Origin of the sequence: Methylomonas sp. EFPC1, from assembly GCF_016925515.1 — a bacterium.
Lineage (GTDB): Bacteria > Pseudomonadota > Gammaproteobacteria > Methylococcales > Methylomonadaceae > Methylomonas > Methylomonas defluvii.
The window spans coordinates 4173949-4200498 of sequence record NZ_CP070494.1 but is presented as its reverse complement, the minus strand read 5'-3'; the positions used below and the strand labels follow the sequence as shown (position 1 = coordinate 4200498).

The following is a 26550-nucleotide window of genomic DNA, read 5'->3' as shown; positions in this document are numbered from 1 at the left end:
AAATGTTTTCAAGAGAGTTTCATGAATAACCCCCGTGTTGGATTTATCAGTTTAGGTTGCCCAAAAGCCCTGGTCGATAGCGAGCAAATTTTGACCAAGCTGCGTAGCGAGGGCTATCAGGTGTCGCCGAATTACAAAGATTCCGATCTGGTGATCGTCAATACCTGCGGCTTTATCGATGCGGCGGTCGAAGAATCGCTGGACAGCATCGGCGAGGCTTTGGCGGAAAACGGCAAGGTCATCGTCACCGGGTGTCTGGGAGCGCGGCAAGACGAGATTTTGGCTCGGCATCCGCAGGTTTTAAAAATCACCGGTGCGCACGCCACTGATGAAGTGGTGTCTGCGGTGCACGAGTATCTGCCGCCCGCACACAACCCATTTACCGACATAGTCCCGCCGCAAGGCATCAAGCTGACGCCTAAGCATTATGCTTATCTGAAAATTTCGGAAGGCTGTAATCATAGGTGTACGTTTTGCATCATCCCATCCATGCGCGGGGATTTGGTGAGCCGACCTATCGATGATGTGATGCAAGAGGCCGAGAAGTTGGTCGATGCCGGCGTTAAGGAACTGCTGATCGTTTCGCAAGATACCAGCGCTTACGGTTTGGATTTGAAATATCAAAGTCGGCGCTGGCGCGGCCGGGAAATGCAAACCCGGTTTTACGATTTGGCCGAAGCCTTGGGTGAGTTGGGTATCTGGGCACGGATGCATTATGTCTACCCCTATCCGCATGTTGATGACGTCGTGCCGCTGATGGCTGAAGGCAAGATTCTGCCGTATTTGGATATTCCGTTTCAGCACGCCAACAGCCGAATTTTAAAACTGATGAAACGTCCGGCTGCGGCGGAAAACAATTTGGAGCGCATCCGTGCGTGGCGGAAGATTTGTCCCGATTTGACCATCCGCAGCACGTTTATCGTCGGGTTTCCCGGCGAAACCGAACAAGACTTTGAAGAGTTGTTGCAGTTCCTGAGCGAAGCGCAAATGGATAGGGTGGGCTGTTTTGCCTATTCGCCGGTGAAGGGAGCGGTGGCTAACGATTTGCCGGATGCAGTGCCGGAAGCGCTTAAACAGGAACGCTTGGCGCGCTTTATGGAACATCAATCGGTTATCAGTGCTGAACGTCTACAACGCCGAGTTGGCCGGATCGAAACGGTGTTGGTCGATGAGGTGGTCGAGGAGGGGGCGGTGGCGCGCAGCAAAAGCGATGCACCCGAAATTGACGGTCAGGTGTTTATCGATGGCGCAAGTCATTTACAAGTCGGCGATTTCGTCGATGTCGAAATCGAGGAAGCCGACGAGTATGACTTGTGGGGTAAACTGATCTAACGAAAAAGCCGCTGGTTAGGCGGCTTTTTCAGTTCAATTTACAGCGGTGTTACGTTTTCCGCTTGTGGGCCTTTTTGACCATTGGTCACTTCCATCGTGACTTTTTGGCCTTCTTTCAAGGTTTTGCGGCCGTTGCCGTTGATGGCGCTGAAGTGTACGAATACATCTTTGCCGCCTTCTTGCTCAATGAAGCCGAAGCCTTTTTCGTCATTGAACCATTTTACTTTGCCTTCTACTTGAACTGACATAAATCTCTCTTGCTAATAAAGTGCTATTCGCTGGTTTGTAACTAGGGTTGGTGAATAAAGCAGGTAGTGGAAAACAATGTTTGTTGATCCGATTGCAGACTTGAAAAGCGACAACGATACCGAGCTAAATCGCCTCCATTATACATCGCAATCGGCGGGTATCCACAAAAACTAGCTAGATTTTGCTTGTTAAATGATTGTGACAATAGGTTGTCGGTTGTCTTTGGTGGGTGCAAATGTCAGGCTAACGTAGGTTGCGGGTGGCTATTGGTGGGCTAAGATATTGAAATGAAGTGGTTTTTTATCAGGCTTTTATGGAGAGTCGGCTTGGCTGAAATCCGCTTTTGGCCGCTTGCAAATGCAAATTTGATTGCCGCAAAAAAACAAAAAAAATACTGAATTTTGCAATTGGCCTATTGGGCAGGCCATGAAAAAGACTGCCCAATAGAGCTTGTCGCGTCAAAAATAGCTACCGTTAATCAGGAAATGCGTGGCAATGCTACCGAAAAAACCGATCAAAATGACCGGCATCCATTTCAAGTGTGCGCTAAAGGTGTAAAGGCCTTTCATTTGTCCCATCAAGCCTACGCCTGCTGCCGAGCCGATTGCCAATAAGCTGCCGCCCACGCCTGCGGTTAATGTGACTAACAGCCATTGGCCTTGCGAGATGTCGGGATGCATGGTGAGTACCGCAAACATGATGGTACCGTTATCAATGAAAGCCGACAGGATGCCGACCACAATGTTGGCGATGGTGGGATCCATGCCGACGTATAACACATCCGAGGCCATGGTTAGATAACCAATGAAACTCAGGCCGCCGACGCTGATCATGACGCCGTAAAAAAACAGCAGGGTGTCCCATTCCAGTGTGGCGACGCTTTTGAATACGTCGAATTTTTGGCTTGGCCTGGCGTCGGGAACCGCAACGTTAAATAATTTATACACGTGGGCGAAATCGCTAATTTTGCCGTTGTCTTTATCAGCGGTTTTTTGCAAATAAAAGCCCAGGAATTTTAGATAAGTCAGGCCCGCCAGCATGCCGGCCGCGGGTGGTAGTTTCAGCATGTTTTCGAAGCAGACCGCAGTAATAATCGTCAGTAAAAACAGCACGATCATGGTCATTGCGCCGCGTTTCATTTTTGGGGCTTTACCGACTGCGGCAGGTTGCTGTTTGGGTATCCAGAAATGCATGATTATCGCCGGCAGTGCGAAATTGACTATGGCCGGGATGAAAAGCGAGTAGAAATCTTTGAACGGTACAACCCCGCTTTGCCAAACCAATAGTGTGGTGATGTCGCCGAATGGGCTGAACGAACCGCCGGCATTCGTGGCTACCACGACGTTGATGCAAGCCAACGTAACGAACTTGCGATTGTCTTTGCCCATGGCTGCAATCACTGCACCCATCAGCAGTGCTGTGGTCAGGTTGTTGCAAACTGAGGACATGAAAAACGACATGATGCCGGTAATCCAGAATAGTTTTCTGTAGCTGAAACCTTTACTGAGCAACCAAACCCGCAGATTATCGAAAACGCCGCGATCTTCCATCGCATTCAGATAAGCCATCGACACCATGATGAACAAAAACAGTTCCGCATAGCCTTCCAGACAAGCACGGAATGCGTGTCCGGCCTGCTCGCTCATACCGTTATTCACGTAAATGCCGGCGATAAATGCCCAGATTAAGCTCGCGGCTAATACCATGGGTTTGGATTTGTTTAATTCGGTGACCTCTTCGGTCATTGCCAGCAGATAGGCAACGGCAAATATGCCGATAGCCAAATAACCCACCCAATGCTTAGTCAGATTAAGGGCTTGTGCTGCTTGTTCTGCGTCTGCCCAAGCTGTTAGTGGTGAGCAGGTGAGTAAAATGAGTAGAAGGATGCGCGAAAACACGGGTGAACTCCTTTCAATAACTGGGTGCTGGACAGCCACGGTAGGGAGTGAGTTCCTCGACCGTGACTGCTTTTGCCGTGCCCGCTTAACTACGGGTTTGGCTATCACGATAGTACAAAGTTTGTAACTTTACAGCGAGTGTAGTTTAGCATCGCTAAAGCCCGGATATTCCGCAAGGAATGCTTCGGTTTTATATGCTTAACCCTGCCATTAAATCCAATATATTCGTCACTCCCGCGCGGGCGGGAATTCGTTAAAGCCTTTTGTCTCCGGCCTTTGCGGGAGCGACGATATAGATCGGGTCTGTAGTCTACCGGGGATAGGCTTAAAGTCTGCCTATCTTGTTATCATTGGGCTTCGAGTAAATACGTCAGCCAGAGTGAGGACAGTTTTTCCTGTACCGTGTTTTGCCGCAGACGGGCCGCCAGGTTCGGGAAATCCACATAATCCAGCGCCTGATCTTGGTTGTAACAAGAATACATAAAGCTCTCTTCGCCGCTTTCCGGATCTACGTGTTTGCATAAGCATTGGGCGCAGACGCCTTTCATCATGCATTGCATCGGCGAGTTGATTGAACCGACTGCCTCGTGGCCTTCCTTCAAGTACGGTTTTAAAGCGGCAAAGCGTGCGGCTTTTACCGCTGCCATCATTCGATCCGAGCCGATGACGATCAGGTGATCGACGTCCTGCAGGCGAATGCTGGTGTCACCTAATTTTCCGGTGGCGTAAGACACCATGGCTTCGACGATATTGCCGACGAAGGTTTTATCCTGTGGCCGAGTGACCGGGATCGCTTCGTTGCCGGGTCTGTCGTCTACCGCCCAAACAATCACGTCGGACGCTTCTTCAATTTCCGGGACTTTGAACAAGTCTTCACTGTTACGGTAACCGGCGAAATACAGCACCTTGTTGCCGGCATTGCGCATGGCTTTACCGATTGAGAACAATACCGCGTTACCCAAACCGCCGCCCAGCAGCAAAACGGTTTTACCGGTTGGAATTTCGGTCGGGGCGCCGGTCACGCCCATCAATACCAGCGGATCGCCGACTTTCCAGGTGGCGCACAAGCGGCTGGAGCTGCCCATTTCCAGGGCAATTAAAGATACCAGACCTTTTTCCTTGTCTACCCAGGCACCGGTCAGAGCCAAGCCTTCGGCAGCCAGTGTGGTGCCTTCGACTACAGGGGCCAGTGATTCGTAATTTTGCACCCGGTAAAACTGGCCGGGCTCAAAATGTTTGGCGGCCGCGGGCGCTTTGATGACCACTTCGATGATGGTGGGTGTCAGACGATTTACTTCGACGACATGCGCCAGGAAGGTTGCATCCAGTCTGTCCTGCAGGTTGCGTAATTGGGCATCGCGTTGTGGTTGCTGGGAGGCATCCAATCCAGCAATTTCGTTGGCGAACAGTTTAACGATATATGGATAACCGTCTTTCGCGCTGGCCATGGCTTTTACCACGTTGCCGGCATAAACCGGATGGTTGTCGCCATAGAAGGTGATGTAGCGGCCGTTGCTGACATAAGACGTAAACGGTGCCGGTTTGCCCACTTTGACTTGCGCTTCGTCGGCCATCGGCGCCAGTTGCGCCTTGCCGTCCAACCAGTCGGGTTCGTGGCGTTTGTAGAATTTGCCTTCCATCGCGAAAGTGCGCGGATGTTCGGACTGGTAGATCGTGTTGGGCGCGGTGCCTGCCGCGATGAACAAGCCGCGCAGCTTCACTTCCACTTCATCGGTTTTGCGCCATTTACCGTCTTGCTCGGTCAGTCTCTCAAAGCGTACGGCTTGTAAATGGCCGTATTGGTCTTCGATCGCTTCCAATGGGCTCATGCCTTCGGCCAGGTAAATGCCTTCCGAAAGCGCTTCATGGATCTCTTCGTGGTTTTGCCGATATGCAGGCGAGTCTTTGATGCCTTTGCGGTAGAACAGCGTCACGCCGCCCCATTGTTTCAGGAAAGGCAGGAAGTTAGGTGTTTCACCAGCGGCGGCGGCGCGTTCACGCTCCTGTTCGATGACGCGGCCATGCGCCAGGAACTCTTCCAGAATTTCCAGTTCTTCACCATCGTAACGGCTGCGCACCGCCGCTTCCCCGTATTTGGCCACCAGTTTTTCGTAGCGATGCAGAATTTTGCTGACTTGACCAGGATAGTAAGCCAGTAATTCGGTGGTGGTATCGATGGCGGTCAAGCCGCCGCCGATGACGCCGGCGGGTAGGCGTACCTGCAAATTAGCCAGCGAGGATTCTTTGGCCGCGCCGGTCAATTGCAGGCCCATCAAAAAGTCTGAGGCCTTGCGGATGCCGCGGGTCATGTTGTTTTTCAGATCGATCACCGTCGGCTTGCCGGCGCCGCTGGCAATGGCGATGTGGTCGAAACCCATTTCCCAGGCTTCGTCGATGGTGATGGTGCCGCCGAAACGCACGCCACCGTAGCATTTGAAAGCGTTGCGGCGTAGCAAAGTCAGGTAAATGACTTTCAAAAAGTTTTTGTCCCAACGCACGGTGATACCGTATTCGGCCACGCCGCCGAAGCCGAGCAACACACGTTTATCCAGATCTTCGTAAAGGTCTTGGAAGTCCATGATAGGCATAGGCACGTTGTCGCGATCGCCGGTCAGATGTAGAGGCAGCGGCTCGATTTTCAAGGCATCGATACCCACCACGCCAAAGCCTTCGTTCAGCAAATAGTGCGACAAGGTATAACCGGCAGGCCCCATACCCGCCACCAGTACATTTTTGCCGTTATACGGTAGGGCGGTGGAGCGCTTGATGTTCAGGGGGTTCCAGCGGGTCAACAGGCTGTAAATTTCAAAGCCCCAAGGCATGAACAATACGTCTGTCAGCACATTGGTTTCGATTTGCGGAATATTCACCGATTCGGTTTTTTGGTAGATACAACCGCGCATGCAGTCGTTGCAAATCCGGTGGCCGGTGCCGGGGCACATCGGATTGTCAATGATGATCATCGCCAGTGCGCCGATATTGTCGCCTTGGCGTTTGACCACGTGCATCTCGGAGATTTTTTCTTCCAGCGGGCAGCCGGTCATCAGTGCGCTCAAATGATTAGTTTTGAACGTGCCGTCTTTTTTGTTCTTGATGCCTTTGGAGCAGGAATCGTTATCGCGGTCGTGGCAGTAAATGCAATGATCCACTTCGTACAACACCTGGCGTTGTTTGAAGCGCTTGTCGGTCAACGCAAAGCCGTCGCGGCGGCGATGATGGTTATCGTCGCAGGCCCAGACGTCATAGCCTTTTTGTGCAACGGTTTCGTGGTCAACCAGATTGTCCAGATTGGTTTTTTCCGGTACCTTGAAACTCACCCATTTGGCGACATAGGTTTTTAATTCCGGGTCGTGCTGGGCGGCAAAACTCCAGCGACGGACGATGTCCAGCAGGCCGGCTACCAACGCAGCAGGGTTGTCGTAGCCGGTCAATTGGTCTTTGAACGCGGCAACCTCGGCATCGGTGATTTCGGCCTGTTGCGACAAGCGCCATAAATCGGCACCGAGTTGGCTGATTGCCAATTCCGGATCGGCCTGGAATAAATCCTGTTTGTCGGCGGCGGTCAATAAGCCGTTCAGTTGGGCGCGCAGTGCGGCAATATCCCAGCCTTCGATGGTTTGCCCTTTGAAAAGCTTGCTCAAATTGCCAACGATTTCGGTGCGATAAACAAATATTGCGTCGAATTCGCCGCGAATATGGCCGATTTGTTGGTCGCGCACATCGCTGACATTGAATAAACGCGCGACGAAGGTACCGACTAGCGGTGCCATTCTTACCAACAATTCGGAAACTTCCTCGGGCTTCATGCCTTCGCCGCCGCAGGCGCGGTAAGCAGTAATTTCCGCAAACAAGGCGGCATCGTGTTGCTGTACCGACTGATCGAATACCGTCAACAAATCAGACAGGCGTTTGGCATCGTACAAGTCTTTATAGGCAAAGCCGGGGATGCCGAGGGTGAGTTGGGTAAGGTCGCGAGTATTAAGCTTTTGTGTCATCAAGTTATTCCGTGAGCGTTCGCTTGAAGTGATAAATGAAAATTCGGGTTAAGGCATGTCGTCGACGACGCTGTCTTTGGCGGGCGGCATCAGGTCGTCGCGGCTCAAGCCCAGGCTCAGAGCTAGCGAGCTGGCGATGTAAATCGACGAGTAGGTGCCTTTAACGACGCCGATCAGCATAGCAATCGCAAAGCCGTGGATGGTTTTGCCGCCGAGGAAAGCTAGGGCCAACAGTGTTAAGAAGACGGTTAACGAGGTCAGAATGGTCCGGCTCAGCGTGTCGTTCAGTGCGGTGTTAACGATGTCGTTGATTGATTCCTTGATGCGACTGGTGCGGACGGTTTCACGAATCCGGTCGTAGACCACGATGGTGTCGTTGATGGAATAACCGATCAACGCCAAAATCGCCGATAACACGGTCATGTCGAATTCCCAGCCAAATACCGAGAAAAAACCCATCGTGATGATACTGTCGTGGAATAAGGCAGCGATCGCACTCAAGGATAATTTCCACTCGAAGCGAATGCTGACGTAGACCATGATGCCGACAAAAGCGAAGAACAGGGCCAGACCGCCATCGTTGACCAAATCATCCCCCACTTGCGGGCCAACGAACTCGACGCGACGCAGCTCGCCAGGTTGGCTTTGGCTGCTGTTGGCGACGCTTAGCACTTTTTCGCTAAGTTCTTTTTGACTAACGTTTTCTACCGGTTTCAGGCGGATTAATACGTCGGCCGCGCTGCCGAAATGTTGTAGATTGGCATCGGCAAAGCCTTGTTGTTCCAGTGTGCTGCGCATCTTGTCCAGATCCGCCGCTTGGTTGTAATGCAATTCGTAAACGCTGCCGCCGGTAAAGTCTATACCCAGATCCAGACCCTTGACGAAAAACGAAACAATGGAAATTAGCAGCAGGGTGCCGGAAAAATAAAAGGCCAGTTTTCTTTTACTAAGAAAATCAATGTGTGTAGCGGAAGTCATGCCAATGTTCCTGATAAATGGTAAGTGTTGCGATCCGGTCGCGCTGAATCTAAGGTGTCAAGTAGAAAGCTTGCGGACGATAAGGCGGAGAATTGTACTATTTTCTCCAGAAAGTGGGTGTAAAAAGCACGATCAGCGTGAATACTTCGAGTCGGCCGAGTAGCATTGCAACCGCGCAGATCCAGGTTTGAAAATCGCTGAGACTTTGGTAATTGCCGGCAGGTCCGACTTGATTCAAGCCAGGTCCGGCATTATTGATGCATGCGATAACCGCGCTAAGCGCAGAGATCGGGTCCAGGCCAGAGAAAATCAAGGAAAAGGTCAGCACCACGATGGAAATGAAGTACAGGAAAATAAAAGCCAGGACCGCGAAAATGATTTTGTTGGCGATAGGGGTGTTGCCGATCCGAATCGGGTTGACCGCGCGCGGATGCAGTAGGCTGAACATTTCCCGGCCGGCTTGTTTCCATAACAATAAAGTGCGGAACATTTTGATGCCGCCGCCAGTAGAGCCGGTGCAGACGGTAATACAGCTCAGATATAGCATCCACCACGGTACAAACGGCGGCCATTTGTTGAAATCCGCGCTCATGAAGCCGCAGTCGGTGGCTATCGATACCAGGTTAAAAGTTACATGGCGCAAGCTGGTAAAGAAGTCCGGGTAGGTATCGAAATGCCACAGATAGCCGCTGCAAAGCAAAATGCTGCCGGCGACGACACCCAACATCGGTATTGCTTCCGGGTCCGATAGATAGGGTTTCAGGCTGCGATGATGCAGTACCGTGTAGTGCGTGGCGAAATTCATCGCCGCGATCAACATGAAAATAGTCAGTACCAACTCAATGGCTGGCGAATCGTAAAAGCTGATGCTGGCGTCGTGCGTCGAAAATCCACCCAAGCCCAGCGTGGCAAAGGCGTGGCAAATGGCATCGAACCAACCCATACCGGCCAAATTTAATGCCAGGATACAAGCCAAAGTAACGCCGGCGTAGACCAGCCAGAGCAGTCGGGCGGTTTCGGCGATACGCGGGGTGATTTTGCTGTCCTTAACCGGGCCGGCGATTTCAGCTTTGTACAACTGCATTCCCCCTACACCCAGCAAGGGCAGAATGGCCACGGCCAGGACGATGATACCCAGTCCGCCTATCCAGTTCAGTTCGTGTCGCCAGAGGTTGAGTGACGGTGCTAAATTGTCCAGACCGACCAATACCGTGGCGCCGGTGGTAGTAAAGCCGGAGACACATTCGAAAAAAGCGTCCGTGAACGTCAGGCCGGGTATCCCCCAAATCAATGGCAGTGTGGCCGCTGAAGACATTAATATCCAGAACGAGGCTACCAACAAATAGCCGTCCCGTGTTTTTACATCGCCGCGAAAGCGCATGGTTAAGCCGGATAGTAGGCTGCCTACCCCGATATTCAGCGACATGCCGTTCAAGAAGTGATCGACCATGCCATCCTCGAAATACAGCGAAGTGGCTATGGGTAGCGCGTAGGTCACGCCGAAGACCATCAAGATCAGGCCGAGTACAAAACCTATAGTGCAAAAACGTTGCATAGTGCCCTGATTAAAACCGAAAAGGTTTTGCCGTGTTGTTATAGATCGCCGGTCTCGAACGCGCCAAACAGCCGAGCGCGCCGCAGCCGGCAATTGTAACAAACAATCGCCGAAATGGGCCTGTCACATAAGCTTAAACAAAGCTTCATATTGTTGTCACAAAGCATCTCTAAGCTGGCCTCGTCATCAGGGATCAACGTGAAACGGAAAATCGAAGATTTTCAACTGCTGCGTGAAGGTCGCGGTCGACGCGCGCGGCAAACAACGAGGGCCAGACCATGAAGCTGATTTACTCCATTCATAAGTACGACGTGACGATGTTTACCTGGTTGAACAGCGTTGCCATCCATGCCTACCTAGTGCGCTTTTGCCGCATGATTTCCCGCACCGCCGACGGTTTCCTGTATGTGCTTCTCGCGGCTTGGCTGTATTGGGATCAAGGCAGCAACGATGCGTTGTTACGCGCCATGATATTAGCGTTTCTAATCGAAAGACCGGTCTATACGCTGCTAAAAAAAGGCTTTAAACGCAACCGTCCGCAACAAGCGCTGCAGGATTTCCAGAGCGTGATTACGCCATCGGACCAATTCAGTTTTCCCTCCGGACATACTTCGGCCGCATTCATGGTGGCAACCTTAGTGGGTTATTTCGCGCCTGCGTTGCTGCCGGTTCTTTATGTTTGGGCCGCGCTGGTCGGTTTTTCCAGAGTGGTTTTGGGCGTGCATTTTCCCACCGACACGCTGATGGGCGTGGTCTTGGGGATTGGCGCGGCAATTTTTAGTCTCAATTACATTTTATGATGAAAATTTTTTATGGTGTGCAAGGCACGGGCAATGGTCACATCACCCGCGCACGAGTGATGGCGAAAGAACTGTATGCGGCGGGTTTTGATGTGACCTTCCAATTTACCGGCCGGCCGGCGGACAAATACTTCGATATGGAAGTATTCAACGGCTATCAAGTCAAAACCGGCTTGACCTTTAACACCCATAACGGCCAGGTCAGTTACGTAAAAACCGCGTTGGAGGCCAGTCCGATCCGCTTTATCAGAGACATCAGCAGCCTGGACTTAAGTGCTTACGATTTGGTGATCAGCGATTTCGAGCCGGTCACAGCCTGGGCGGCAAGGCGGCAAAAGAAAAAAGTCTTGGGTATCGGCCATCAATACGCCTTTGGACACAAAATTCCCCGGGCCGGCGGCGATCCGATTGCCGAGCAGGTGATGAAGTATTTTGCCCCGGCGGACATCGGTATAGGTCTGCACTGGCACCATTTCGGCCAACCGATTTTGCCGCCGATTATCGAAACCCCGGCGTTTCCGCAAAACACCCAGGCCAATAAAATATTGGTGTATTTGCCTTTCGAAGATCCGCAAGTAGTGGTTAAGCTGCTGTGCCCATTCGAAAATTTTGAGTTTCATGTGTACTCGCCGGAACCGGCGGTGTCGAAATATCCGCACATCGTTTGCAAGCAACTGTCCAGAGCAGGTTTCCAGAGGGATTTGTACGATTGCGCCGGCATCATCAGCAATGCGGGCTTCGAATTGGCCAGCGAGTCCTTGCAATTGGGCAAGAAGATCCTGGTCAAGCCATTGCACGCGCAAATGGAGCAGATTTCCAACGCCGAAGCATTAAAGCAACTGGGCTACGGCCATACGATGTTTGATTTGGATGACGCGGTGATCGAGGACTGGCTGCACAATCCCCATGCGGTGCATGTCACCTATCCCAATATCGCTAAAGTGATCGTGCAGTGGCTCCAGGATGGCATGCCGGCGATGGATGCGGAGTTTACTGAGCGGGTTTGGGAATCGGTCCAGGTGTTGCAGATAAAACACTAAGCCGGCTCTAATCCTTGTCCTCGTCCGGTATCAGGCCTTTCAATTGTTGCGATAACAGCGTTTGCGCGCCGGTGGTCACTATTTCTTCGCCGGGCCGCACATCGTCGGCCACGAAATAGCCCTGGCTAGTGCTGCTGTATTGCTTGAGCGCTCGGCGGCTGAAATGCTCCGCATCGGTTTTGATAAACACAAAAGCCTGACCCAGATGCCAGACCAAGGCCGGTTGCGGGATATTGACGCCGCTACTGGCTTGGCCGCCCTCTGGAATCCAGGCGGTAATATGGGTGCCGAAGGGCAGGCGGCAGTCCGCGCATTTGAAAAAATAACGCGGGCCTTGCGACACAGGGTCGACTTGCGGCGAGGCGGAAATCAGCGCGGCGGGCAAGGCGGCTTGGCGCTGGCCGCGTTCGTGGATATGAATAAGTTTGACGCCGGGATCGAGCCGGCTATTCGCGGGCAGGGTGATTTGCAGTAACTGGGCGCGATGTTCCAGCAGTTGCATGGCGTTTTTATCCTGAGCATGGGTAAACCAGTTGCTCAGGGTGTCGCCCCACACTAGGCGGCTGTTGGCTGCTATGAGTTGCTGCTGATAGCTGTTGGCAGCCAGATTGGCTTTGTCCGCCTGCCAGATAGCTTGCTGTTCCTGCAAGCGGCGGGTGGAAACGATGTCCTGTTGATGCAGGTCGCGGGTGCGGTTCAGGTTTTGCGCCGCTTCGCTGTAACGGGCTTGGGCGCTGTCTTGCTGGGCGCTGGCGGCCAGGAATTGCTGGCGGATGCTCAGCAGTGGTTCCGGATTGACCACCGTGCCGTAAGCGGCAAATTCGGGCGTTTGTTTAACCACTACCAGTGTTTGGGTTTGAATGCCGGCCCGCTTTTGCGCGGCGCTGTTCAGCTGTAACACGTCGCCGGCGGCGTTGCCGTCGGCCGGTTTAGTTCGGTCGGTGCTTGCGGGGGCGTCGTCATCGTCCGCCCTGGCGGCGGTCGGAGTCAGGCTAACAAAGCCAAGCCAGCCTGCTAGGAAAAGTGCTATGCGCATGAATTTTGTTGAATGTAGTTTGACGTCTTAATGGCCGAACTTGTTGTAAGTGCTTCCCATAGAGTCGGGATTATAAAGTTTGGGCTGGCGTCTGTAATTTTTTGTTGTGTTAAAAAAATAGCCGGTTATCCTTTCGGATTACTGTGACGGCTTGAGGGAAATGCAAATGAGTGAAACACCTGAAAATTTGAAATATGCGCAAACCCATGAATGGGCCAAGCTGGAAGACGGCAATCTGGTGCGCGTCGGTATCACCGACTTCGCGCAGTCCGAATTGGGCGACATCGTTTTTATCGGCTTGCCGGATGTCGGCCGGGTCGTAAAAGCGGGCGAACAACTGGCGGTGGTGGAATCGGTCAAAACAGCTTCCGATTTGTTCAGCCCGGTCAGCGGCAGCGTGGTTGAAGTCAACGAAGCGGTGACGGACGAGCCGGAGTTGGTAAACGACGGCGCGTATCAAACCTGGCTGTTTTGCATCAAAGCCGATAACCCGGCGGAACTGGAACAATTAATGGATGCCGATGGTTATCGGACCCTGATCGAGGAGTAGGAATAAGTAATGGCAAATCAAAATGCAAAGGGACTTAAGCGGCTGATTAACGCCTGCTTTTTTTCGGTCGCCGGCTTTAAGGCTACCTGGCAGCACGAGGAAGCGTTTCGTCAGGAAGTGGCCTTGTTCGTGGTCACAACGCCGCTGGCGATCTGGCTGGGGCAAACCGCTATCGAAAAAGTCTTGTTAATCGGCAGCGTGGTTTTGGTGTTGCTGGTGGAGTTGCTGAATTCCGCGGTAGAAGCGGTCGTGGACAGGGTCGGTTTCGAGCATCACGAGTTATCCGGACGCGCCAAGGACATAGGCTCGGCGGCAGTCATGTTGTCCTTGATTTGGGCCGGCGTGACCTGGGCGTTGATTCTTTTGTAAGGGATAAAGGCAAGGAGAGCGGTTGATTTTGCGTATTGCCTCATAGAAAAAGGTAACCGAAGTATCAGAGTCGTTGCCTCACATTAGAGGTAACCTGGACTTGTGAAAAAATGAGTTTCAATTGTTGCTCAATGGCGGCCTTAAGAGCAAATGGATTGAGTTTGGCATGATGTTCCTGGAGAGTCTGTTTGGTGGTTTCCGGAATGTCAGGATGATTGATCACCCGTTGGTAAGGGGTTTGCGGGGCATGGTATTTTTTCACGACTTTGGCGCCGTCTCGGTGTTTTTTCCGCAGTTTCAGACTGGGACAGAAATGATTCTGCAAAGGGCACCAAAGCGTGCTGTAGACCGCGTTCATCAACGGCACCAGCGCGGCATTATCCAGCCGGTCGTAGCCGAATAATTGCCTGGCGTGAGTCCAGTTTTTCTGCTCGACGTGGGCATTGTCGTTTTTCTTGTAAGGCCTGGAGCGGGTAAACGCCGGCTTTTGCGGGTGGTCGGTGAAATAGCGAACCAGGTGATGATTGAGAAATTCAGAACCATTGTCGCAATCGAAGCCTTTCAAAGGGAATGGCAACAGGTTCTCGATGGCCTGAATCTGTTCCAGGATACCTTGCGAGCCTTTATTCCAGGTGGCCCGGCATTCGGTCCAGCCGGTGACAATGTCCGTCATCGTCAGGCTCCAGACGAAATCGCCGGCCAGCGAATTGCCACAGTGAGCGACAGTATCGGCTTCGACAAAACCGGGCTGGGTCTCGTCCCAGTGATGAGTGCGGATGGGAATCTGGGTTTTCAACAGAGACCCGGGTTTGGTGCCGGACAAGCCTTTGGGGTGCTGGACGCGCAAGGGTTTGAGCAAGCGATCCAAGGTCGCCGCCGACACCTTGAGCAAGTCGGCGCGCACGCCATCCGCCAAGGGGCCGTATTGATCTTCGTAATGAGGCAGCCAGATCGGTATCGCGGCTTTCAGGCGCTTGCCGCACAGTTGATCGCTAGCAAACCAGATGCGCTTCAATGGCTCCAGCAACACCTCGGCTTGATATTTCCGCTTGGGGCCGGGCCGTTTGCTAGGCGAAGCGGTTGGCTTGGCTTTTCGATTCAGCAAACGGATCGCGTACTTACGGGCGTAGCCGCAGACTTCGCAAAACTCGTTTAGGATCGTTTGTTTCGTGGCCCTATCGCTTTGTCGATAGCGCTTTTGGATAGCCTGTAAATAGGCTCGTCGTTCGTGTTTTCCCATGGTGGTAACCCGCTTGATTTCGGTTACACACAATGTGAGGCAACGACCCGTTTTTAATGACCCCTTGGGTTACTTTTAATTTGAGGCAATTCGTTTTGTCGCTTTCGTCTTGTGCCTGTTTCAAACATCCGTTACCTTAGGGCGGCTAAAATCGTCAAACAAGGATAATAATGAGTGCATTGATCTGTGGCTCCATGGCCTACGACACCATCATGGTGTTTCACGACAAATTTAAACATCACATCCTGCCAGAGAAAGTACACATGCTTAACGTGTCTTTCCTGGTGCCGGCCTTGCGCCGCGAATACGGCGGCTGCGCCGGCAACATTGCGTATAACTTGAAACTGTTGCAGGAAGAGCCGTCCATCATGGCGACCGTCGGCCACGATTTCGAACCCTACGCGCAATGGCTGAGCCAATGCGGCATTTCCAGCCGTTATATCAAGGTGCTGGACGATCATTACACCGGCCAGGCCTATATCACCACCGACGTAGACGATAACCAAATCACCGCTTTCCATCCCGGTGCCATGAGTTTTTCGCATTTAAATACCGTGCCGTCTGACTCGGGCATTACCATTGGTATCGTCTCCCCGGACGGTAAGCAAGGCATGCAAGAGCACGCCCAGCAATTCGCCGAGCAAGGCATTCCGTTTATTTTCGATCCCGGCCAAGGCATGCCGATGTTTGATGGCGACGAGTTGTTGGCGTTTCTGGAACTGGCTAATTACGCCACCTTTAACGACTATGAGTCGGAGTTGATGCAGCAGCGCACCGGCCTGACGTTGGAGCAAATTGCCGAAAAAGTCGACGCGCTGATTATCACCCTGGGCGGTAACGGTTCCAAGGTATACACGCGCGGCGAAGTGATCGACATTCCGCCCGCCAAGCCTAAACAAGTGCTGGATCCCACCGGTTGCGGCGACGCCTACCGCGCCGGTCTGCTTTACGGTTTGATCAATGATTACGATTGGGACGTTACCGGGCGGATCGCTTCGCTGTTAGGCGCGATCAAAATCGAGCACAACGGTACCCAAAACCACACCTTTACGATGGCGGAGTTCAAAAAACGCTATCAGGATACCTTCGGTTCCACATTTTGAGTTTGCCTAAAACCCAGGAATTGCTGGCGTTGATGGCCCGCTTGCGCGACCCGGAGACGGGTTGCGCCTGGGACGTCAAGCAGGATTTCCATAGCCTGATTCCTTACACCATCGAAGAAGCCTATGAGGTGGCCGACGCCATCGAACGTAACGATTTCGACGATTTGCGCGGCGAATTGGGCGACCTGTTGTTACAAGTGGTGTTTCACTCGCGGATTGCCGAAGAGCGCGGCTTATTCGACTTTGAACAGGTGGCGGCGGCAATCAGCGAGAAACTGATTAGCCGGCATCCGCATGTATTTGCCGACGTGAAGTTCGATACTGACGAACAGCGCCAGCAAGCCTGGGACGCAGCCAAAGCGCAGGAACGCCGGCTGAAACAGCCCGCACAAACGACCGAAAGTGTGTTAGCCGGCGTTGCGCAAAGCCTGCCGGCGCTGGTGCAGTGCGAGAAAATTCAAAATCGCGCGGCCAGCCACGGTTTCGATTGGCCGGAAACCGAACCGGTATTCGACAAAGTGCGCGAGGAGTTGCAGGAAGTCCACGAAGCTTGGCAGTCCGGCGATCAAGCGCATATCCAGGAAGAAATCGGCGATTTGCTGCTGGTGGTTGTCAATCTGGCCCGGCACCTGAAAGTCAACCCGGAAATCGCCTTGCGCGAAGCCACTAAAAAATTCACCCGCCGCTTCAATTACATCGAAAAGCAAGTGAAAGCCTCGGGCCGCGAGCTGCGCGATTGCGAATTGGCGGAACTGGACGGCTTATGGGACGAAGCCAAGCGTCATTTAAAGCAATTGCAGCCCCATGGCTAGTTTGCGTAGGAGCGATGTTAGTCGCCCGATATACCTAGCGTGCTATTTCAGTTTGCTTTTTAGCGTTTGGGCATACAGTGAAACAGCCGCGGCAGAATTATTGGGCACAATCTCGGACGACACCGCGCCGGTTGTTAAGCCGTTAGAACCTAAAACCGGTAAAAACGACGATCGGAAAATTATCTATCGAGTCATTTGCTCGCCTGAAGACCAAGATTTACCCGACTGCGACTGGTCAGCCGTTGATGACGGCAACGACGCGGCCGCATTGCCGATGCCGGATTTGCCGCCGGATAGCGCGGACCTGGCAGATCAGTCTGCGCAAACTGAGGCCGCGAAACTGACAGCGGAGGAAAAGCCGCAGAAATCCGCGCATAAAAAAGTCGCCAAGCCCGGTAAGTCCGCAAAAAAGACTGCCACAAAAAAGGCGGCAGCCAAAAAGTCGGACAGCAAGAAAAAGCCGCACAAATAGAGCGGATGGCTATAGCAAAGCCCATGGCCTGATTTTGCCGCAAGCGGAACTGCCGGCCCGGTTTACGGTCGAGTGGTTCTAAACTTTTCAAGAGGCGTCACCATGAAACTTCCCGGCATCCCCAAAATTCCCGCTTCCGAAATCACGCCACGCGAGCTGTTTTACCAGCGCCGGCATTTTATGCAGTTGGCATTGGGCGGCTCTACCGCCTTAATTGCCGGCGCGGCTTTCGGCGGCGAAAAGCTGGCAAGCAGCCTCTCCGAAGCTTACGGCTTGACCGATAAATTGACACCTCTGGAAGACGTCAGCCAATACAATAATTTCTACGAATTCGATACCAGCAAGGAAGGTCCGGCAAAAATGGCCGGCCGCCTTAAAACCCGGCCCTGGACGGTGAGTGTAGAAGGCGAAGTCCGCAAACCCAAACAATTTGCCATCGAAGATTTGCTGAAATTGGCACCGATGCAGGAGCGCATTTATCGCCTGCGTTGCGTGGAGGCCTGGTCGATGGTGATTCCCTGGTTGGGTTATCCTTTAGCGGAGCTGCTGAAACAAGTGGAACCGACCAACGAGGCGCGTTATGTGGAATTCGTCAGCCTGCACGACCCCGAGCAAATGCCCGGTCAACGGCGGGCGGTATTGGAGTGGCCGTACCGGGAAGGCCTGCGCATCGACGAAGCCATGCATCCCTTGGCTTTGCTGACTTTTGGTTTGTACGGCGAAGTCTTGCCCAATCAAAACGGCGCACCAGTCAGAATGGTGGTGCCGTGGAAATACGGTTTCAAAAGCGCCAAATCCATCGTCAAAATTCGCTTGCTCAAGCAGCAGCCGACCACCAGTTGGATGCAAGCCGGCCCCAGCGAATACGGCTTTTACGCCAACGTCAACCCGGCAGTCGATCACCCACGCTGGAGCCAAGCCAAGGAGCGCCGCTTGGGCGAGTTTCTAAAACGGCCGACCTTGCCGTTTAACGGCTATGCCGAGCAAGTCGCCGGTTTGTATGCCGGGATGGATTTGACTAAAAACTTTTGACTGTGAATTGGAAAGCGCTTGACGATACTCACCTGCGGCGTCTAAAACCGCTGGTGTTTTTGGCGGCTTTGCTGCCCCTGGGGTTATTGCTGACGGCGGCCTGGCAAGATCAATTGGGTGCTAATCCCATCGAAAAAATCACCCACAATACCGGTTATTGGACCTTGACGTTTTTGCTTATCAGTCTCGGCGTCACGCCCCTCCGGCAGCTGAGCGGCGCAAATTGGCTGGTCCGGCTCAGGCGTATGCTGGGCTTGTTTGCATTTTTTTATGCTTGCCTGCATTTTTCGACGTATTTGGTTTTGGATCAGTTTTTCGATTGGTCGGCTATAGCCAAGGACATCCTGAAGCGCCCATACATTACCGTGGGCTTTGCGGCGTTTGTGCTACTGATTCCGCTGGCGGTAACCTCTACCAACGCCATGCAGCGCCGACTCGGCGGCAAAAACTGGAAACGCTTGCACGGTTTGGTTTACCCGATTGCCGCGGCCGGCGTGGTGCATTTTGCCTGGCTAGTCAAAAAGGATCTGAGCCGGCCCTTGCTGTTCGGCGGCATACTGGCGTTGTTACTGGCTTTGCGCTGGTTTTATAAAATTAAATCGGCCCGTTTACGTCGATCTTATTCGTCGATTTAGGCTAGGCTTACACGTTTTACGATTTGCAAAGGGATGCTCAGTTGCAAACCATCAGACCGAATGTCATCGATTTTGAAGCCTCCGGGTTTGGCTTCGATAGTTATCCCATCGAAGTAGGCGTAGTATTGGGAAACGGGCAAAAATATTGCGCGCTGATCAAGCCTGCCAGCGATTGGACTCACTGGGATGCGCAGGCTGAGTGCGTGCATGGCCTCAGTCGGGAGATCTTAATCAATTATGGAAAACCCGTCGCCCTGGTGGCCAGCGAATTGAATGATTTTTTAGCCGGTAAAACGGTGTATAGCGATGGCTGGGTGGTCGATAAGCCATGGTTATCTCGCTTGTTCTTCCGCTGCGGCGTACAGCCGGGTTTTTATCTCAGCGCGTTGGAAATGATATTAAAAGAAGCGCAAATGGACATCTGGAGCCAAACCAAACGGCAAGTGATGCAGGATATGGCCTTGATGCGGCATCGAGCCAGCACCGATGCCTTAATCATTCAGGAAACCTATGCCCGTACCCGGCAATTGATCAGCGGTGGCTTAGCGCCGGCTTGATCTTGGATTGATTGTTAAAATTTGCCTCTTGGCGCGTAACGAATCTGCCTAAAGTTGATAACTGGCCTTGGCCTTGATAGCCTATGCCGCCGGTCGAAGCTTAGCGGCCTATTTGGCGGAAAAGATTTAGAGCCAGGGTTGGCGCCAACCCGATAATTATAATAAACGAGAAAATCGAGAGCTCGCATCATGAAACTGGAAACCCAATTTAGCAATCAACAACTCAAACGTATCAACGTCCAGGGGATTTTGTACATGTGTTCCTGCCCGTCGCAAGTGGGCGGACAGATCGATAGCTTGCGCAAGCTGTTCGACTATCAGGCCAATTGCTCCGAGCGCAGCGGTAGCGAGGTGCAAACCCGGGTGCATCAACGGATTGCCGATGCCACGCAACAAGCCCATTTGATCATGGAAGAATGCCTGAAAGATGTGCTGGAGCTGGAAGGCTGGGATCCGGAAACCCTGGAAATGCCGGCCGGTCTGCGGACCTTGCTGGAACAAGAAATAGACGGCGAATAAGCCAGGGCCGGCAGTTCCTTTGCCGGGAATGTGGGCGGATGAATCTCTAAGCTAGGGGGTTATTTATCCGAACGGCGGGCGCGAGGCACTTTCCTCATTGCCCGTATTTCTTTTCCAATTCCCGAGACAGGGCCTCGGCTTCTTCATCGGACATATTTTCCAATTCCTGCAGGCTTTTGCCGGTTACTTGTTTTACCGCCGCTGCGCCTTGGCCTTGGCTAAGCGCACTGCGAGCTTCCTGAGCCAAGCGATTGGCCTCGTCTGTGGTTTGTTTGATCTTGGCGTCGTACAAACGATTCACTTCCGCATCCGATTTACCCTTGGCCGCTGCGCCGAGGTTTTTGCGCTTGCTGTCCATCATTTCCCGATTGCCTTTGGCGTTGGCCTCGTCGACCATTTTTTGCGCCTCGCGTTCTCTGGTTTGTTCGGCGCGCTGCGTGGCCTCCCGCTGTGCTTGTTCTTGTGCTTCCAGTTCCGGGTCCCAATCGGCCAGGGCATTGGGATTAAAAATCGTCAGTAACATGAGCAAGATGACGCTGTTCATAAGAGATCTCCTGGCAATGCGGGGGAACGGACTTCGGTGCCGTCTCTGCTTAATTATTTTGGGTTAATCCAGTCTTGAGGACGGTTATTCACTTTAGTGGCCTACGCTCTGGCCTGTCAACCAAATGCGGCATAGGTTTGCGAAGGCTTCATTCTCTAAGCTATGTATATGTCGTATTTCCGGCAATCGTTGTGTGGTTTTGTTGAGTTTGTTGGTTAGCAGACAGAGGCTAAGCCGCGTTAAACCCTAATAGTCTTACGAATGCAAAGGTTTTAACGTTGTCCTGTGGCCGGCATGGATGTTGCACCGGGTAAGCGGGGCAATGCCGGTAGCGGAAGGCTGTTGGCGCTGCAACTCGAATAATAACAACCAAACGTTTTCAACCGTCCGGGAGTAGCTCGGTCGGAACAGCTGCGGGGGCGGCTTTGAAAACTTGCTGTTGAAGCTACTGGATAACAACAATCAACGCCCAGACTCGCGTGGTGTCGTCAAGCCAGTCACTTCGATTAGCCATAACGACGACTGGAGTATCCATGATCGAAACCTTTTACGATGTGATGCGCCGACAAGGCATCACCCGCCGCAGTTTTCTGAAATTTTGCAGTTTAACAGCTGCCTCGCTGGGCTTGTCTCCAGCATTTGCGCCGAAAATTGCCCATGCGATGGAAACCAAGCCGCGCATCCCGGTGTTGTGGCTGCACGGTCTGGAATGCACCTGCTGCTCGGAATCCTTCATCCGTTCCGGCCATCCCTTAGCGAAAGACGTGATCTTGTCGATGCTGTCCTTGGATTATGACGACACCATCATGGCCGCCGCCGGCCATAACGCCGAAGCCATCGTCACCGAGATCGTCGAAAAATACAAAGGCAACTACATCCTGGCCGTGGAAGGCAATCCGCCGCTGGCCGAAGATGGCATGTATTGCATCATCGGCGGCAAGCCCTTCGTTGATCAGCTGAAATACGCCGCAGAAAGCTGCAAGGCCATCATTTCCTGGGGCTCTTGCGCTTCCTGGGGTTGCGTGCAAGCCGCCAAGCCCAATCCCACTCGAGCGACGCCGGTACATAAAGTCCCCGGCTTGGCCGACAAGCCGATTATTAAGGTGCCTGGTTGCCCGCCGATTGCTGAAGTGATGACCGCCGTGGTGGCTTATCTACTAACGTTCGACAAACTGCCGACCCTGGATAAACAAGGCCGGCCGCAAATGTTCTACAGCCAGCGCATCCACGATAAATGCTACAGACGGCCGCATTTCGACGCCGGCCAATTCGTCGAGCAATGGGATGACGAAGCCGCCCGCCAAGGCCACTGCCTGTACAAAATGGGTTGCAAAGGGCCAACCACGTATAACGCCTGCTCCACAGTGAAATGGAACGAAGGCACCTCGTTTCCGATTCAATCCGGCCACGGCTGTATCGGCTGTTCCGAGGACGGTTTCTGGGATAAAGGCAGCTTTTACGACCGCCTCACCGGCATCAACCAATTTGGTATCGAAGCTAACGCCGATGCGGTCGGCGGCACCGCCGCCGCGATTGTGGGTGCCGGCGTTGCCGCGCATGCCGGTTTGACCGCTTTAAACAATGCCAAACAAGCCGGGGATAAACAACCAGGAGCGCAGCAATAATGACAGTCCGAAACACCCCCAACGGTTTTAATTTAAACGATGCCGGCCGCCGCGTGGTGGTCGATCCGGTGACCCGCATCGAAGGCCATATGCGCTGCGAAGTCAATATCGACGACGACAACATCATCCGTAACGCCATCTCCAGCGGCACCATGTGGCGGGGGCTGGAAGTGATTTTAAAAGGCCGCGACCCGCGCGACGCCTGGGCTTTCGTGCAACGCATCTGCGGCGTCTGTACCGGTACTCACGCCTTGACCTCGGTGCGGGCGGTTGAAGATGCCCTGAAAATCAAGATTCCGGAAAACGCCAACTCGATCCGAAACATCATGCAGCTCAGCTTGCAGGCGCACGATCACTTGGTGCATTTCTATCATTTGCATGCCTTGGATTGGGTGAATCCGGTCAACGCCTTGAAGGCTGATCCGGTGGCAACTTCGGCCTTGCAACAACAGATTTCGCCGAGCAATCCCAAGTCTTCACCGGGCTATTTCCGCGACACCCAAAATCGGCTGAAAAAGTTTGTCGAATCCGGCCAATTGGGTCCGTTCAAAAATGGTTACTGGACCAATCCGGCCTATTTGCTGCCGCCGGAAGCCGATTTGTTGGCGGTGACCCATTATCTGGAAGCGCTGGATTTTCAAAAGGACATTATGAAAATCCGCACCATCTTCGGCGGCAAGGACCCGCATCCGAATTGGCTGGTCGGCGGCGTGCCGTGCGCGATCAATCTGGACGGCGTCGGCGCGGTCGGTGCGGTGAACATGGAGCGCTTGAACCTGATTTCGTCGATTATTGACCGTACGATAACCTTTATCGACCAGGTCTACATTCCGGATTTACTGGCGATTGCGCAGTTCTACAAAGGCTGGATGTACGGCGGTGGTTTGGCCGGCGCCAGTATGCTGTCTTACGGCGACATTCCGGACAAAGCCAACGACTATTCTGCCGCCAACTTGCTGATGCCGCGCGGCGCGATCATTAACGGCGATTTGACTAAAGTTCATGAAGTGGACTTGACCGATCCAGAGCAAATCAAGGAATACGTGCCCCACTCCTGGTACAAATACCCGGACGAAGCGCTGGGTTTGCATCCTTATGATGGCATCACCGAACCGAACTATAAAATCGGCGCGAAAACCAAGGGCGACCGCACCAATATCCAGGAACTGGACGAAAGTGCCAAATACTCGTGGATCAAAGCACCGCGTTGGCGCGGGCATGCCATGGAAGTTGGACCGCTGGCGCGCTATGTGATCGGTTACGCACAAGGTAATAAGGAAATTACCGAACAGATTAATTTTGTGCTGAAAACCCTGGACGTGCCGGTCAGCGCCTTGTTCTCCACCTTGGGCAGAACCGCTGCACGCGGTCTGGAAGCGCAATGGGCCGCCGGCAAGATGCGTTATTTTATGGACAAACTAATCACCAATCTGAAAACCGGCGATTTAAGCACGGCTAATGTCGAGCGCTGGGACCCGGAAACGTGGCCGAGCAGCGTCAAAGGTGTCGGATTTACCGAAGCCCCACGTGGTGCTTTGGGGCATTGGTTGAAAATCGAAGACACCAAAATCGCCAACTATCAATGCGTGGTGCCGACCACCTGGAACGGTTCGCCGCGCGACGAGCAAGGCAATATCGGCGCTTTCGAGGCCTCGTTGATGAACACCAAAGTCGAGGTGCCGGACGAACCGGTGGAAATTTTGCGCACACTGCATAGTTTCGACCCGTGTTTGGCTTGCTCCACGCATGTGATCAGCCCCGACGGTACTGAATTAACCCGCGTCCAAGTCAGATAAGGAATAGCCATGAAAAACTTGTTTTGGACTTTGTTACTGCTGGCGCTGGCCGGCAATGCCCATGCTCACAGCCATCCGGGTATCGATAGCTTTACCCATGCATTGGAACATCTGTTTCTGATCCAAGGCCTGCCCATGCCTTATGCCTTGGGCGGTAGCTTGATATTGCTGGTGCTGGCCGTGGTGGCAGTCTGCTGGGCGAGCCGCTGGCGGAGACCCTTATGAGCGCGCCCCTGGCTCCGGTTTATGTGTACGAGTTGCCGGTCAGGCTTTGGCACGCGGTCAATGCCTTGGCGATTACCGTACTGGCGGTCAGCGGCTATCTGATTGCCTCGCCGTTACCGTCCCCAGTCGGCGAAGCCAGCGAGCATTTTCTGATGGGCTATATCCGCTTTGCGCATTTTGCGGCGGGCTATGTGCTGGTGATCGGTTTTCTGGGACGAATCTACTGGGCGTTTGCCGGTAATGAGCATGCTCGGCAGATCTTTCTGCCGCCCTTGCTGCAAGCGCATTTTTGGGACGGCGTTTTGCAGGAACTGTTGTGGTATGCGTTTTTGACCAAAGCACCGCGCCACTACATCGGTCACAACCCGCTGGCAATCTTGGCGATGCATTTTGTATTGGTGTGGGGTTCCTTGTTCATGATCTTCACCGGCTTTGCCTTGTATGGCGAAGGCGAGGGGCAGGGCAGTTGGCAATATGCGCTGTTCAGTAGTTGGTTGCTGCCGCTGTTCGGCGACAGTCAAACCGTGCACACCTGGCACCATCTGGTGATGTGGTTCATCGTCTGTTTCGTGCTGATTCATATTTATGTCGCGGTGCGCGAGGACAAATTATCCGGGCAGAGCATGCTGTCCACCATTGCGACCGGCTGGCGGACCTTTAAAGATGACAAGCCGGTGGACGATGCGCATTAAATTCGTAGGGTGGGCACTGTTTTGGTGCCCACGCGGAACAGAACGGTGGGCACTTAATTGTGCCCACCCTACGCTTGCCTGAGCGAGCTATGGCAAATACTCCAGCCAACATCCTGCTACTCGGCATCGGCAACCTGCTTTGGGCCGACGAAGGCTTTGGCGTGCGCGTTATCGAACATCTGCAAAAACACTACCGTTTTCCGGATAACGTGCAAGTGGTGGACGGCGGTACGCAGGGCGTCTATCTGATCGAGCATGTCCAGGCGGCGGATGTATTGGTGGTATTTGATGCGGTCGATTATGGTCTGCCACCGGCCACCATGAAGCGCGTTGAAAATGACGAGGTGCCGAATTTCCTCGGTGCCAAGAAAATGAGCCTGCATCAAACCGGTTTTCAGGAAGTATTGGCGCTGGCGCAAATGCTGGGTGAATATCCCCAGCATTTATTGCTGATTGGCGTGCAGCCGGAAGAACTAGAAGATTACGGCGGCAGCCTGCGGCCCGCCGTCAAAGCGCAAATTCAACCGGCTATCGAGATGGCTCTGTCTTATCTGCAAAGGTTCGGCGTCGTTGCTGAGTGCGTGGACACACCGCAAGCATTGGCCGACCCGATCTTGAATATCCAACGCTACGAACAAGAACGGCCGTCGCCCGAACAAGCCTGTCGGTTGGGTGACGAACGTATCGTGTTATCCGCGGCTTTTGAGGTGAAGCTGCCGCCGGCTTCTGACCTGCCCAGTCTGCAAGTCGATGTCGATTATCGGGGCAAATACTGATGTGTATCGGCATCCCCATGCAAGTCATAGAACCGCGCGGCGATTCGGCACTTTGCGAGTATCGCGGCCAAACCACGCTGATTGACATGATGTTGGTGGGCGAACAAGTCGCCGGCACTTGGTTGCTGGTGTTTCTAGATGCTGCCCGGGAAGTCATCTCCGCAGAGCGCGCCGCACAAATCGCCGATGCCTTAGAAGCCATGCGCTTAGCCATGCAAGGCGAAACCAATTTCGATCATTTATTCGCCGACCTAGTCGACCGTGAACCCGAACTGCCGGAATTTTTAAGAACATGAGCACGCCCTTGCTGGAACAATTGCAAACCCGCCACGGCCTGCCGCTGCTGGATGCCGAGAGTTACGACAACTTTATTTACGGCCACGACACCGTGGTGCTGTTCTTTGCCAACGATCCGTTGCTGTTCCCGGAAAGCCACGATCTGGCCGTGATTTTGCCGGAGCTGTTAAAAGCCTTTGCCGGGCGCTTGCACGGTGCGCTGATCGATAAATCCATCGAACGCGAGTTACAGGCTAGGTTTAGATTTACCAGTTGGCCGTCCTTGGTGTTTTTGCGCGGCGGCGAGTATTTGGGCGTGATTACCGGGATCAAAGATTGGGCGGAATACGGGCAGGAGTTTGCCAGGATTTTGGCCTCCGAGCCGGGGCAGCCGCCGGGGTTTGATCTGGGTAAGGTTTGTGGTGCTGGGTAGGCTTAGTTAGT

At 53.3% G+C, this 26550-nt stretch carries 27 protein-coding genes; 19 read left to right on the top strand and 8 right to left on the bottom strand.

The features are described from left to right. Window positions 1-21 precede the first annotated feature (21 nt). Window positions 22-1332: a 30S ribosomal protein S12 methylthiotransferase RimO gene (rimO, locus tag JWZ98_RS19300; protein ID WP_205451397.1), complete on the top strand. Its 1311-nt coding sequence runs from the start codon at window positions 22-24 to the stop codon at window positions 1330-1332. A 38-nt stretch (window positions 1333-1370) separates the two neighbouring features. Here the strand turns inward: rimO and JWZ98_RS19295 are convergent, their stop codons facing one another. The 5 genes from JWZ98_RS19295 to JWZ98_RS19275 all read right to left on the bottom strand — a co-directional run bounded on the left by JWZ98_RS19295 (window position 1371) and on the right by JWZ98_RS19275 (window position 10007). Continuing rightward, window positions 1371-1580 carry a cold-shock protein gene (locus JWZ98_RS19295; RefSeq protein ID WP_020483452.1) on the bottom strand — a complete coding sequence of 70 codons (210 nt, stop codon included), beginning with the start codon at window positions 1578-1580 and terminating at the stop codon, window positions 1371-1373. A gap of 459 nt (window positions 1581-2039) precedes the next feature. Further along, complete coding sequence (nhaD, locus tag JWZ98_RS19290; protein WP_346015180.1) at window positions 2040-3479, bottom strand: sodium:proton antiporter NhaD; 1440 nt, start codon at window positions 3477-3479, stop codon at window positions 2040-2042. 347 nt (window positions 3480-3826) lie between these two features. Continuing rightward, a complete protein-coding gene (locus JWZ98_RS19285) occupies window positions 3827-7474 on the bottom strand; it encodes a pyridine nucleotide-disulfide oxidoreductase (protein WP_205451396.1) in 3648 nt (1215 codons plus the stop codon). 48 nt (window positions 7475-7522) lie between these two features. Further along, window positions 7523-8452 carry a protein translocase subunit SecF gene (gene secF, locus JWZ98_RS19280; RefSeq protein ID WP_205451395.1) on the bottom strand — a complete coding sequence of 310 codons (930 nt, stop codon included), beginning with the start codon at window positions 8450-8452 and terminating at the stop codon, window positions 7523-7525. Window positions 8453-8549: 97 nt separating this feature from the next. Further along, the gene (locus tag JWZ98_RS19275) at window positions 8550-10007 is read right to left on the bottom strand and encodes a potassium transporter TrkG (RefSeq protein WP_205451394.1); all 1458 of its coding nucleotides are present in this window, start codon (window positions 10005-10007) and stop codon (window positions 8550-8552) included. A gap of 278 nt (window positions 10008-10285) precedes the next feature. Between JWZ98_RS19275 and JWZ98_RS19270 the strand changes: the two genes are divergently transcribed. Together JWZ98_RS19270 and JWZ98_RS19265 are read left to right on the top strand one after the other, a co-directional pair. Beyond that, on the top strand, window positions 10286-10807 hold the full coding sequence (locus JWZ98_RS19270; RefSeq protein ID WP_205451393.1) for a phosphatase PAP2 family protein: 522 nt from the start codon (window positions 10286-10288) through the stop codon (window positions 10805-10807). Continuing rightward, a complete protein-coding gene (locus JWZ98_RS19265; RefSeq protein ID WP_205454497.1) occupies window positions 10807-11847 on the top strand; it encodes an MJ1255/VC2487 family glycosyltransferase in 1041 nt (346 codons plus the stop codon). Before JWZ98_RS19270 ends, JWZ98_RS19265 begins: the two co-directional genes overlap by 1 nt. Before the next feature lie 7 nt (window positions 11848-11854). Here JWZ98_RS19265 and JWZ98_RS19260 read toward each other — a convergent pair whose 3' ends face one another. Further along, the gene (locus JWZ98_RS19260) at window positions 11855-12883 is read right to left on the bottom strand and encodes a hypothetical protein (protein WP_205451392.1); all 1029 of its coding nucleotides are present in this window, start codon (window positions 12881-12883) and stop codon (window positions 11855-11857) included. A 166-nt stretch (window positions 12884-13049) separates the two neighbouring features. Here JWZ98_RS19260 and gcvH point away from each other — a divergent pair, with 166 nt between their 5' ends. Both gcvH and JWZ98_RS19250 read left to right on the top strand, forming a co-directional pair. Beyond that, a complete protein-coding gene (gene gcvH / locus JWZ98_RS19255; RefSeq protein ID WP_033157834.1) occupies window positions 13050-13433 on the top strand; it encodes a glycine cleavage system protein GcvH in 384 nt (127 codons plus the stop codon). Between the two features lie 9 nt (window positions 13434-13442). After that, window positions 13443-13802, top strand: a complete 360-nt coding sequence (locus JWZ98_RS19250) for a diacylglycerol kinase (RefSeq protein ID WP_033157835.1) — start codon at window positions 13443-13445, stop codon at window positions 13800-13802. A gap of 64 nt (window positions 13803-13866) precedes the next feature. On the opposite strand, the gene JWZ98_RS19245 is transcribed toward JWZ98_RS19250, so the two are convergent. Continuing rightward, window positions 13867-15042, bottom strand: coding sequence for an integrase (locus JWZ98_RS19245; RefSeq protein ID WP_205450356.1), 1176 nt, complete (start codon window positions 15040-15042; stop codon window positions 13867-13869). Window positions 15043-15212: 170 nt separating this feature from the next. Between JWZ98_RS19245 and JWZ98_RS19240 the strand changes: the two genes are divergently transcribed. The 7 genes from JWZ98_RS19240 to JWZ98_RS19210 all read left to right on the top strand — a co-directional run bounded on the left by JWZ98_RS19240 (window position 15213) and on the right by JWZ98_RS19210 (window position 20172). Then, window positions 15213-16145, top strand: a complete 933-nt coding sequence (locus JWZ98_RS19240) for a carbohydrate kinase family protein (protein WP_205451391.1) — start codon at window positions 15213-15215, stop codon at window positions 16143-16145. After that, window positions 16142-16957, top strand: a complete 816-nt coding sequence (gene mazG / locus JWZ98_RS19235; protein ID WP_205451390.1) for a nucleoside triphosphate pyrophosphohydrolase — start codon at window positions 16142-16144, stop codon at window positions 16955-16957. The genes JWZ98_RS19240 and mazG overlap by 4 nt, the downstream gene beginning before the upstream one ends. A gap of 100 nt (window positions 16958-17057) precedes the next feature. Continuing rightward, the gene (locus JWZ98_RS19230) at window positions 17058-17429 is read left to right on the top strand and encodes a hypothetical protein (protein WP_205451389.1); all 372 of its coding nucleotides are present in this window, start codon (window positions 17058-17060) and stop codon (window positions 17427-17429) included. A gap of 102 nt (window positions 17430-17531) precedes the next feature. Further along, window positions 17532-18461 carry a protein-methionine-sulfoxide reductase catalytic subunit MsrP gene (msrP, locus tag JWZ98_RS19225; RefSeq protein ID WP_205451388.1) on the top strand — a complete coding sequence of 310 codons (930 nt, stop codon included), beginning with the start codon at window positions 17532-17534 and terminating at the stop codon, window positions 18459-18461. Between the two features lie 2 nt (window positions 18462-18463). Beyond that, window positions 18464-19096 carry a protein-methionine-sulfoxide reductase heme-binding subunit MsrQ gene (locus tag JWZ98_RS19220; protein WP_205451387.1) on the top strand — a complete coding sequence of 211 codons (633 nt, stop codon included), beginning with the start codon at window positions 18464-18466 and terminating at the stop codon, window positions 19094-19096. 41 nt (window positions 19097-19137) lie between these two features. Then, window positions 19138-19653, top strand: coding sequence for a hypothetical protein (locus JWZ98_RS19215; protein WP_205451386.1), 516 nt, complete (start codon window positions 19138-19140; stop codon window positions 19651-19653). A gap of 189 nt (window positions 19654-19842) precedes the next feature. Further along, window positions 19843-20172, top strand: coding sequence for a hypothetical protein (locus JWZ98_RS19210; protein ID WP_205451385.1), 330 nt, complete (start codon window positions 19843-19845; stop codon window positions 20170-20172). Window positions 20173-20266: 94 nt separating this feature from the next. Here JWZ98_RS19210 and JWZ98_RS19205 read toward each other — a convergent pair whose 3' ends face one another. Next, window positions 20267-20716 (bottom strand): hypothetical protein, encoded by a 450-nt coding sequence (locus JWZ98_RS19205; protein ID WP_205451384.1) that lies wholly within the window; start codon window positions 20714-20716, stop codon window positions 20267-20269. Between the two features lie 533 nt (window positions 20717-21249). Here JWZ98_RS19205 and JWZ98_RS19200 point away from each other — a divergent pair. From JWZ98_RS19200 to JWZ98_RS19170, 7 genes are all read left to right on the top strand, one after another. Continuing rightward, window positions 21250-22341: a hydrogenase small subunit gene (locus tag JWZ98_RS19200; RefSeq protein WP_205451383.1), complete on the top strand. Its 1092-nt coding sequence runs from the start codon at window positions 21250-21252 to the stop codon at window positions 22339-22341. Beyond that, the gene (locus JWZ98_RS19195) at window positions 22341-24137 is read left to right on the top strand and encodes a nickel-dependent hydrogenase large subunit (protein WP_205451382.1); all 1797 of its coding nucleotides are present in this window, start codon (window positions 22341-22343) and stop codon (window positions 24135-24137) included. The genes JWZ98_RS19200 and JWZ98_RS19195 overlap by 1 nt, the downstream gene beginning before the upstream one ends. Window positions 24138-24146: 9 nt before the next feature. Further along, on the top strand, window positions 24147-24362 hold the full coding sequence (locus JWZ98_RS19190; protein WP_205451381.1) for a hypothetical protein: 216 nt from the start codon (window positions 24147-24149) through the stop codon (window positions 24360-24362). After that, window positions 24359-25054: a Ni/Fe-hydrogenase, b-type cytochrome subunit gene (gene cybH / locus JWZ98_RS19185; RefSeq protein ID WP_205451380.1), complete on the top strand. Its 696-nt coding sequence runs from the start codon at window positions 24359-24361 to the stop codon at window positions 25052-25054. Before JWZ98_RS19190 ends, cybH begins: the two co-directional genes overlap by 4 nt. Before the next feature lie 89 nt (window positions 25055-25143). Then, complete coding sequence (locus JWZ98_RS19180; protein ID WP_033157845.1) at window positions 25144-25830, top strand: HyaD/HybD family hydrogenase maturation endopeptidase; 687 nt, start codon at window positions 25144-25146, stop codon at window positions 25828-25830. After that, a complete protein-coding gene (hypC, locus tag JWZ98_RS19175) occupies window positions 25830-26126 on the top strand; it encodes a HypC/HybG/HupF family hydrogenase formation chaperone (RefSeq protein ID WP_033157846.1) in 297 nt (98 codons plus the stop codon). The genes JWZ98_RS19180 and hypC overlap by 1 nt, the downstream gene beginning before the upstream one ends. After that, window positions 26123-26539 carry a hydrogenase gene (locus tag JWZ98_RS19170; RefSeq protein WP_033157847.1) on the top strand — a complete coding sequence of 139 codons (417 nt, stop codon included), beginning with the start codon at window positions 26123-26125 and terminating at the stop codon, window positions 26537-26539. Before hypC ends, JWZ98_RS19170 begins: the two co-directional genes overlap by 4 nt. The last annotated feature ends 11 nt before the right edge of the window (window positions 26540-26550 follow it).

Bases quoted from the DNA above. Each gene is read 5' to 3' on its own strand.
- rimO (WP_205451397.1), top strand. From the start codon at position 22: ATGAATAACCCCCGTGTTGGATTTATCAGTTTAGGTTGCCCAAAAGCC.
- JWZ98_RS19295 (WP_020483452.1), bottom strand. From the start codon at position 1,580: ATGTCAGTTCAAGTAGAAGGCAAAGTAAAATGGTTCAATGACGAAAAA.
- JWZ98_RS19285 (WP_205451396.1), bottom strand. From the start codon at position 7,474: ATGACACAAAAGCTTAATACTCGCGACCTTACCCAACTCACCCTCGGC.
- secF (WP_205451395.1), bottom strand. From the start codon at position 8,452: ATGACTTCCGCTACACACATTGATTTTCTTAGTAAAAGAAAACTGGCC.
- JWZ98_RS19275 (WP_205451394.1), bottom strand. From the start codon at position 10,007: ATGCAACGTTTTTGCACTATAGGTTTTGTACTCGGCCTGATCTTGATG.
- JWZ98_RS19270 (WP_205451393.1), top strand. From the start codon at position 10,286: ATGAAGCTGATTTACTCCATTCATAAGTACGACGTGACGATGTTTACC.
- JWZ98_RS19265 (WP_205454497.1), top strand. From the start codon at position 10,807: ATGAAAATTTTTTATGGTGTGCAAGGCACGGGCAATGGTCACATCACC.
- JWZ98_RS19260 (WP_205451392.1), bottom strand. From the start codon at position 12,883: ATGCGCATAGCACTTTTCCTAGCAGGCTGGCTTGGCTTTGTTAGCCTG.
- gcvH (WP_033157834.1), top strand. From the start codon at position 13,050: ATGAGTGAAACACCTGAAAATTTGAAATATGCGCAAACCCATGAATGG.
- JWZ98_RS19250 (WP_033157835.1), top strand. From the start codon at position 13,443: ATGGCAAATCAAAATGCAAAGGGACTTAAGCGGCTGATTAACGCCTGC.
- JWZ98_RS19245 (WP_205450356.1), bottom strand. From the start codon at position 15,042: ATGGGAAAACACGAACGACGAGCCTATTTACAGGCTATCCAAAAGCGC.
- JWZ98_RS19240 (WP_205451391.1), top strand. From the start codon at position 15,213: ATGAGTGCATTGATCTGTGGCTCCATGGCCTACGACACCATCATGGTG.
- msrP (WP_205451388.1), top strand. From the start codon at position 17,532: ATGAAACTTCCCGGCATCCCCAAAATTCCCGCTTCCGAAATCACGCCA.
- JWZ98_RS19210 (WP_205451385.1), top strand. From the start codon at position 19,843: ATGAAACTGGAAACCCAATTTAGCAATCAACAACTCAAACGTATCAAC.
- JWZ98_RS19205 (WP_205451384.1), bottom strand. From the start codon at position 20,716: ATGAACAGCGTCATCTTGCTCATGTTACTGACGATTTTTAATCCCAAT.
- JWZ98_RS19200 (WP_205451383.1), top strand. From the start codon at position 21,250: ATGATCGAAACCTTTTACGATGTGATGCGCCGACAAGGCATCACCCGC.
- JWZ98_RS19195 (WP_205451382.1), top strand. From the start codon at position 22,341: ATGACAGTCCGAAACACCCCCAACGGTTTTAATTTAAACGATGCCGGC.
- JWZ98_RS19190 (WP_205451381.1), top strand. From the start codon at position 24,147: ATGAAAAACTTGTTTTGGACTTTGTTACTGCTGGCGCTGGCCGGCAAT.
- cybH (WP_205451380.1), top strand. From the start codon at position 24,359: ATGAGCGCGCCCCTGGCTCCGGTTTATGTGTACGAGTTGCCGGTCAGG.
- JWZ98_RS19180 (WP_033157845.1), top strand. From the start codon at position 25,144: ATGGCAAATACTCCAGCCAACATCCTGCTACTCGGCATCGGCAACCTG.
- hypC (WP_033157846.1), top strand. From the start codon at position 25,830: ATGTGTATCGGCATCCCCATGCAAGTCATAGAACCGCGCGGCGATTCG.
- JWZ98_RS19170 (WP_033157847.1), top strand. From the start codon at position 26,123: ATGAGCACGCCCTTGCTGGAACAATTGCAAACCCGCCACGGCCTGCCG.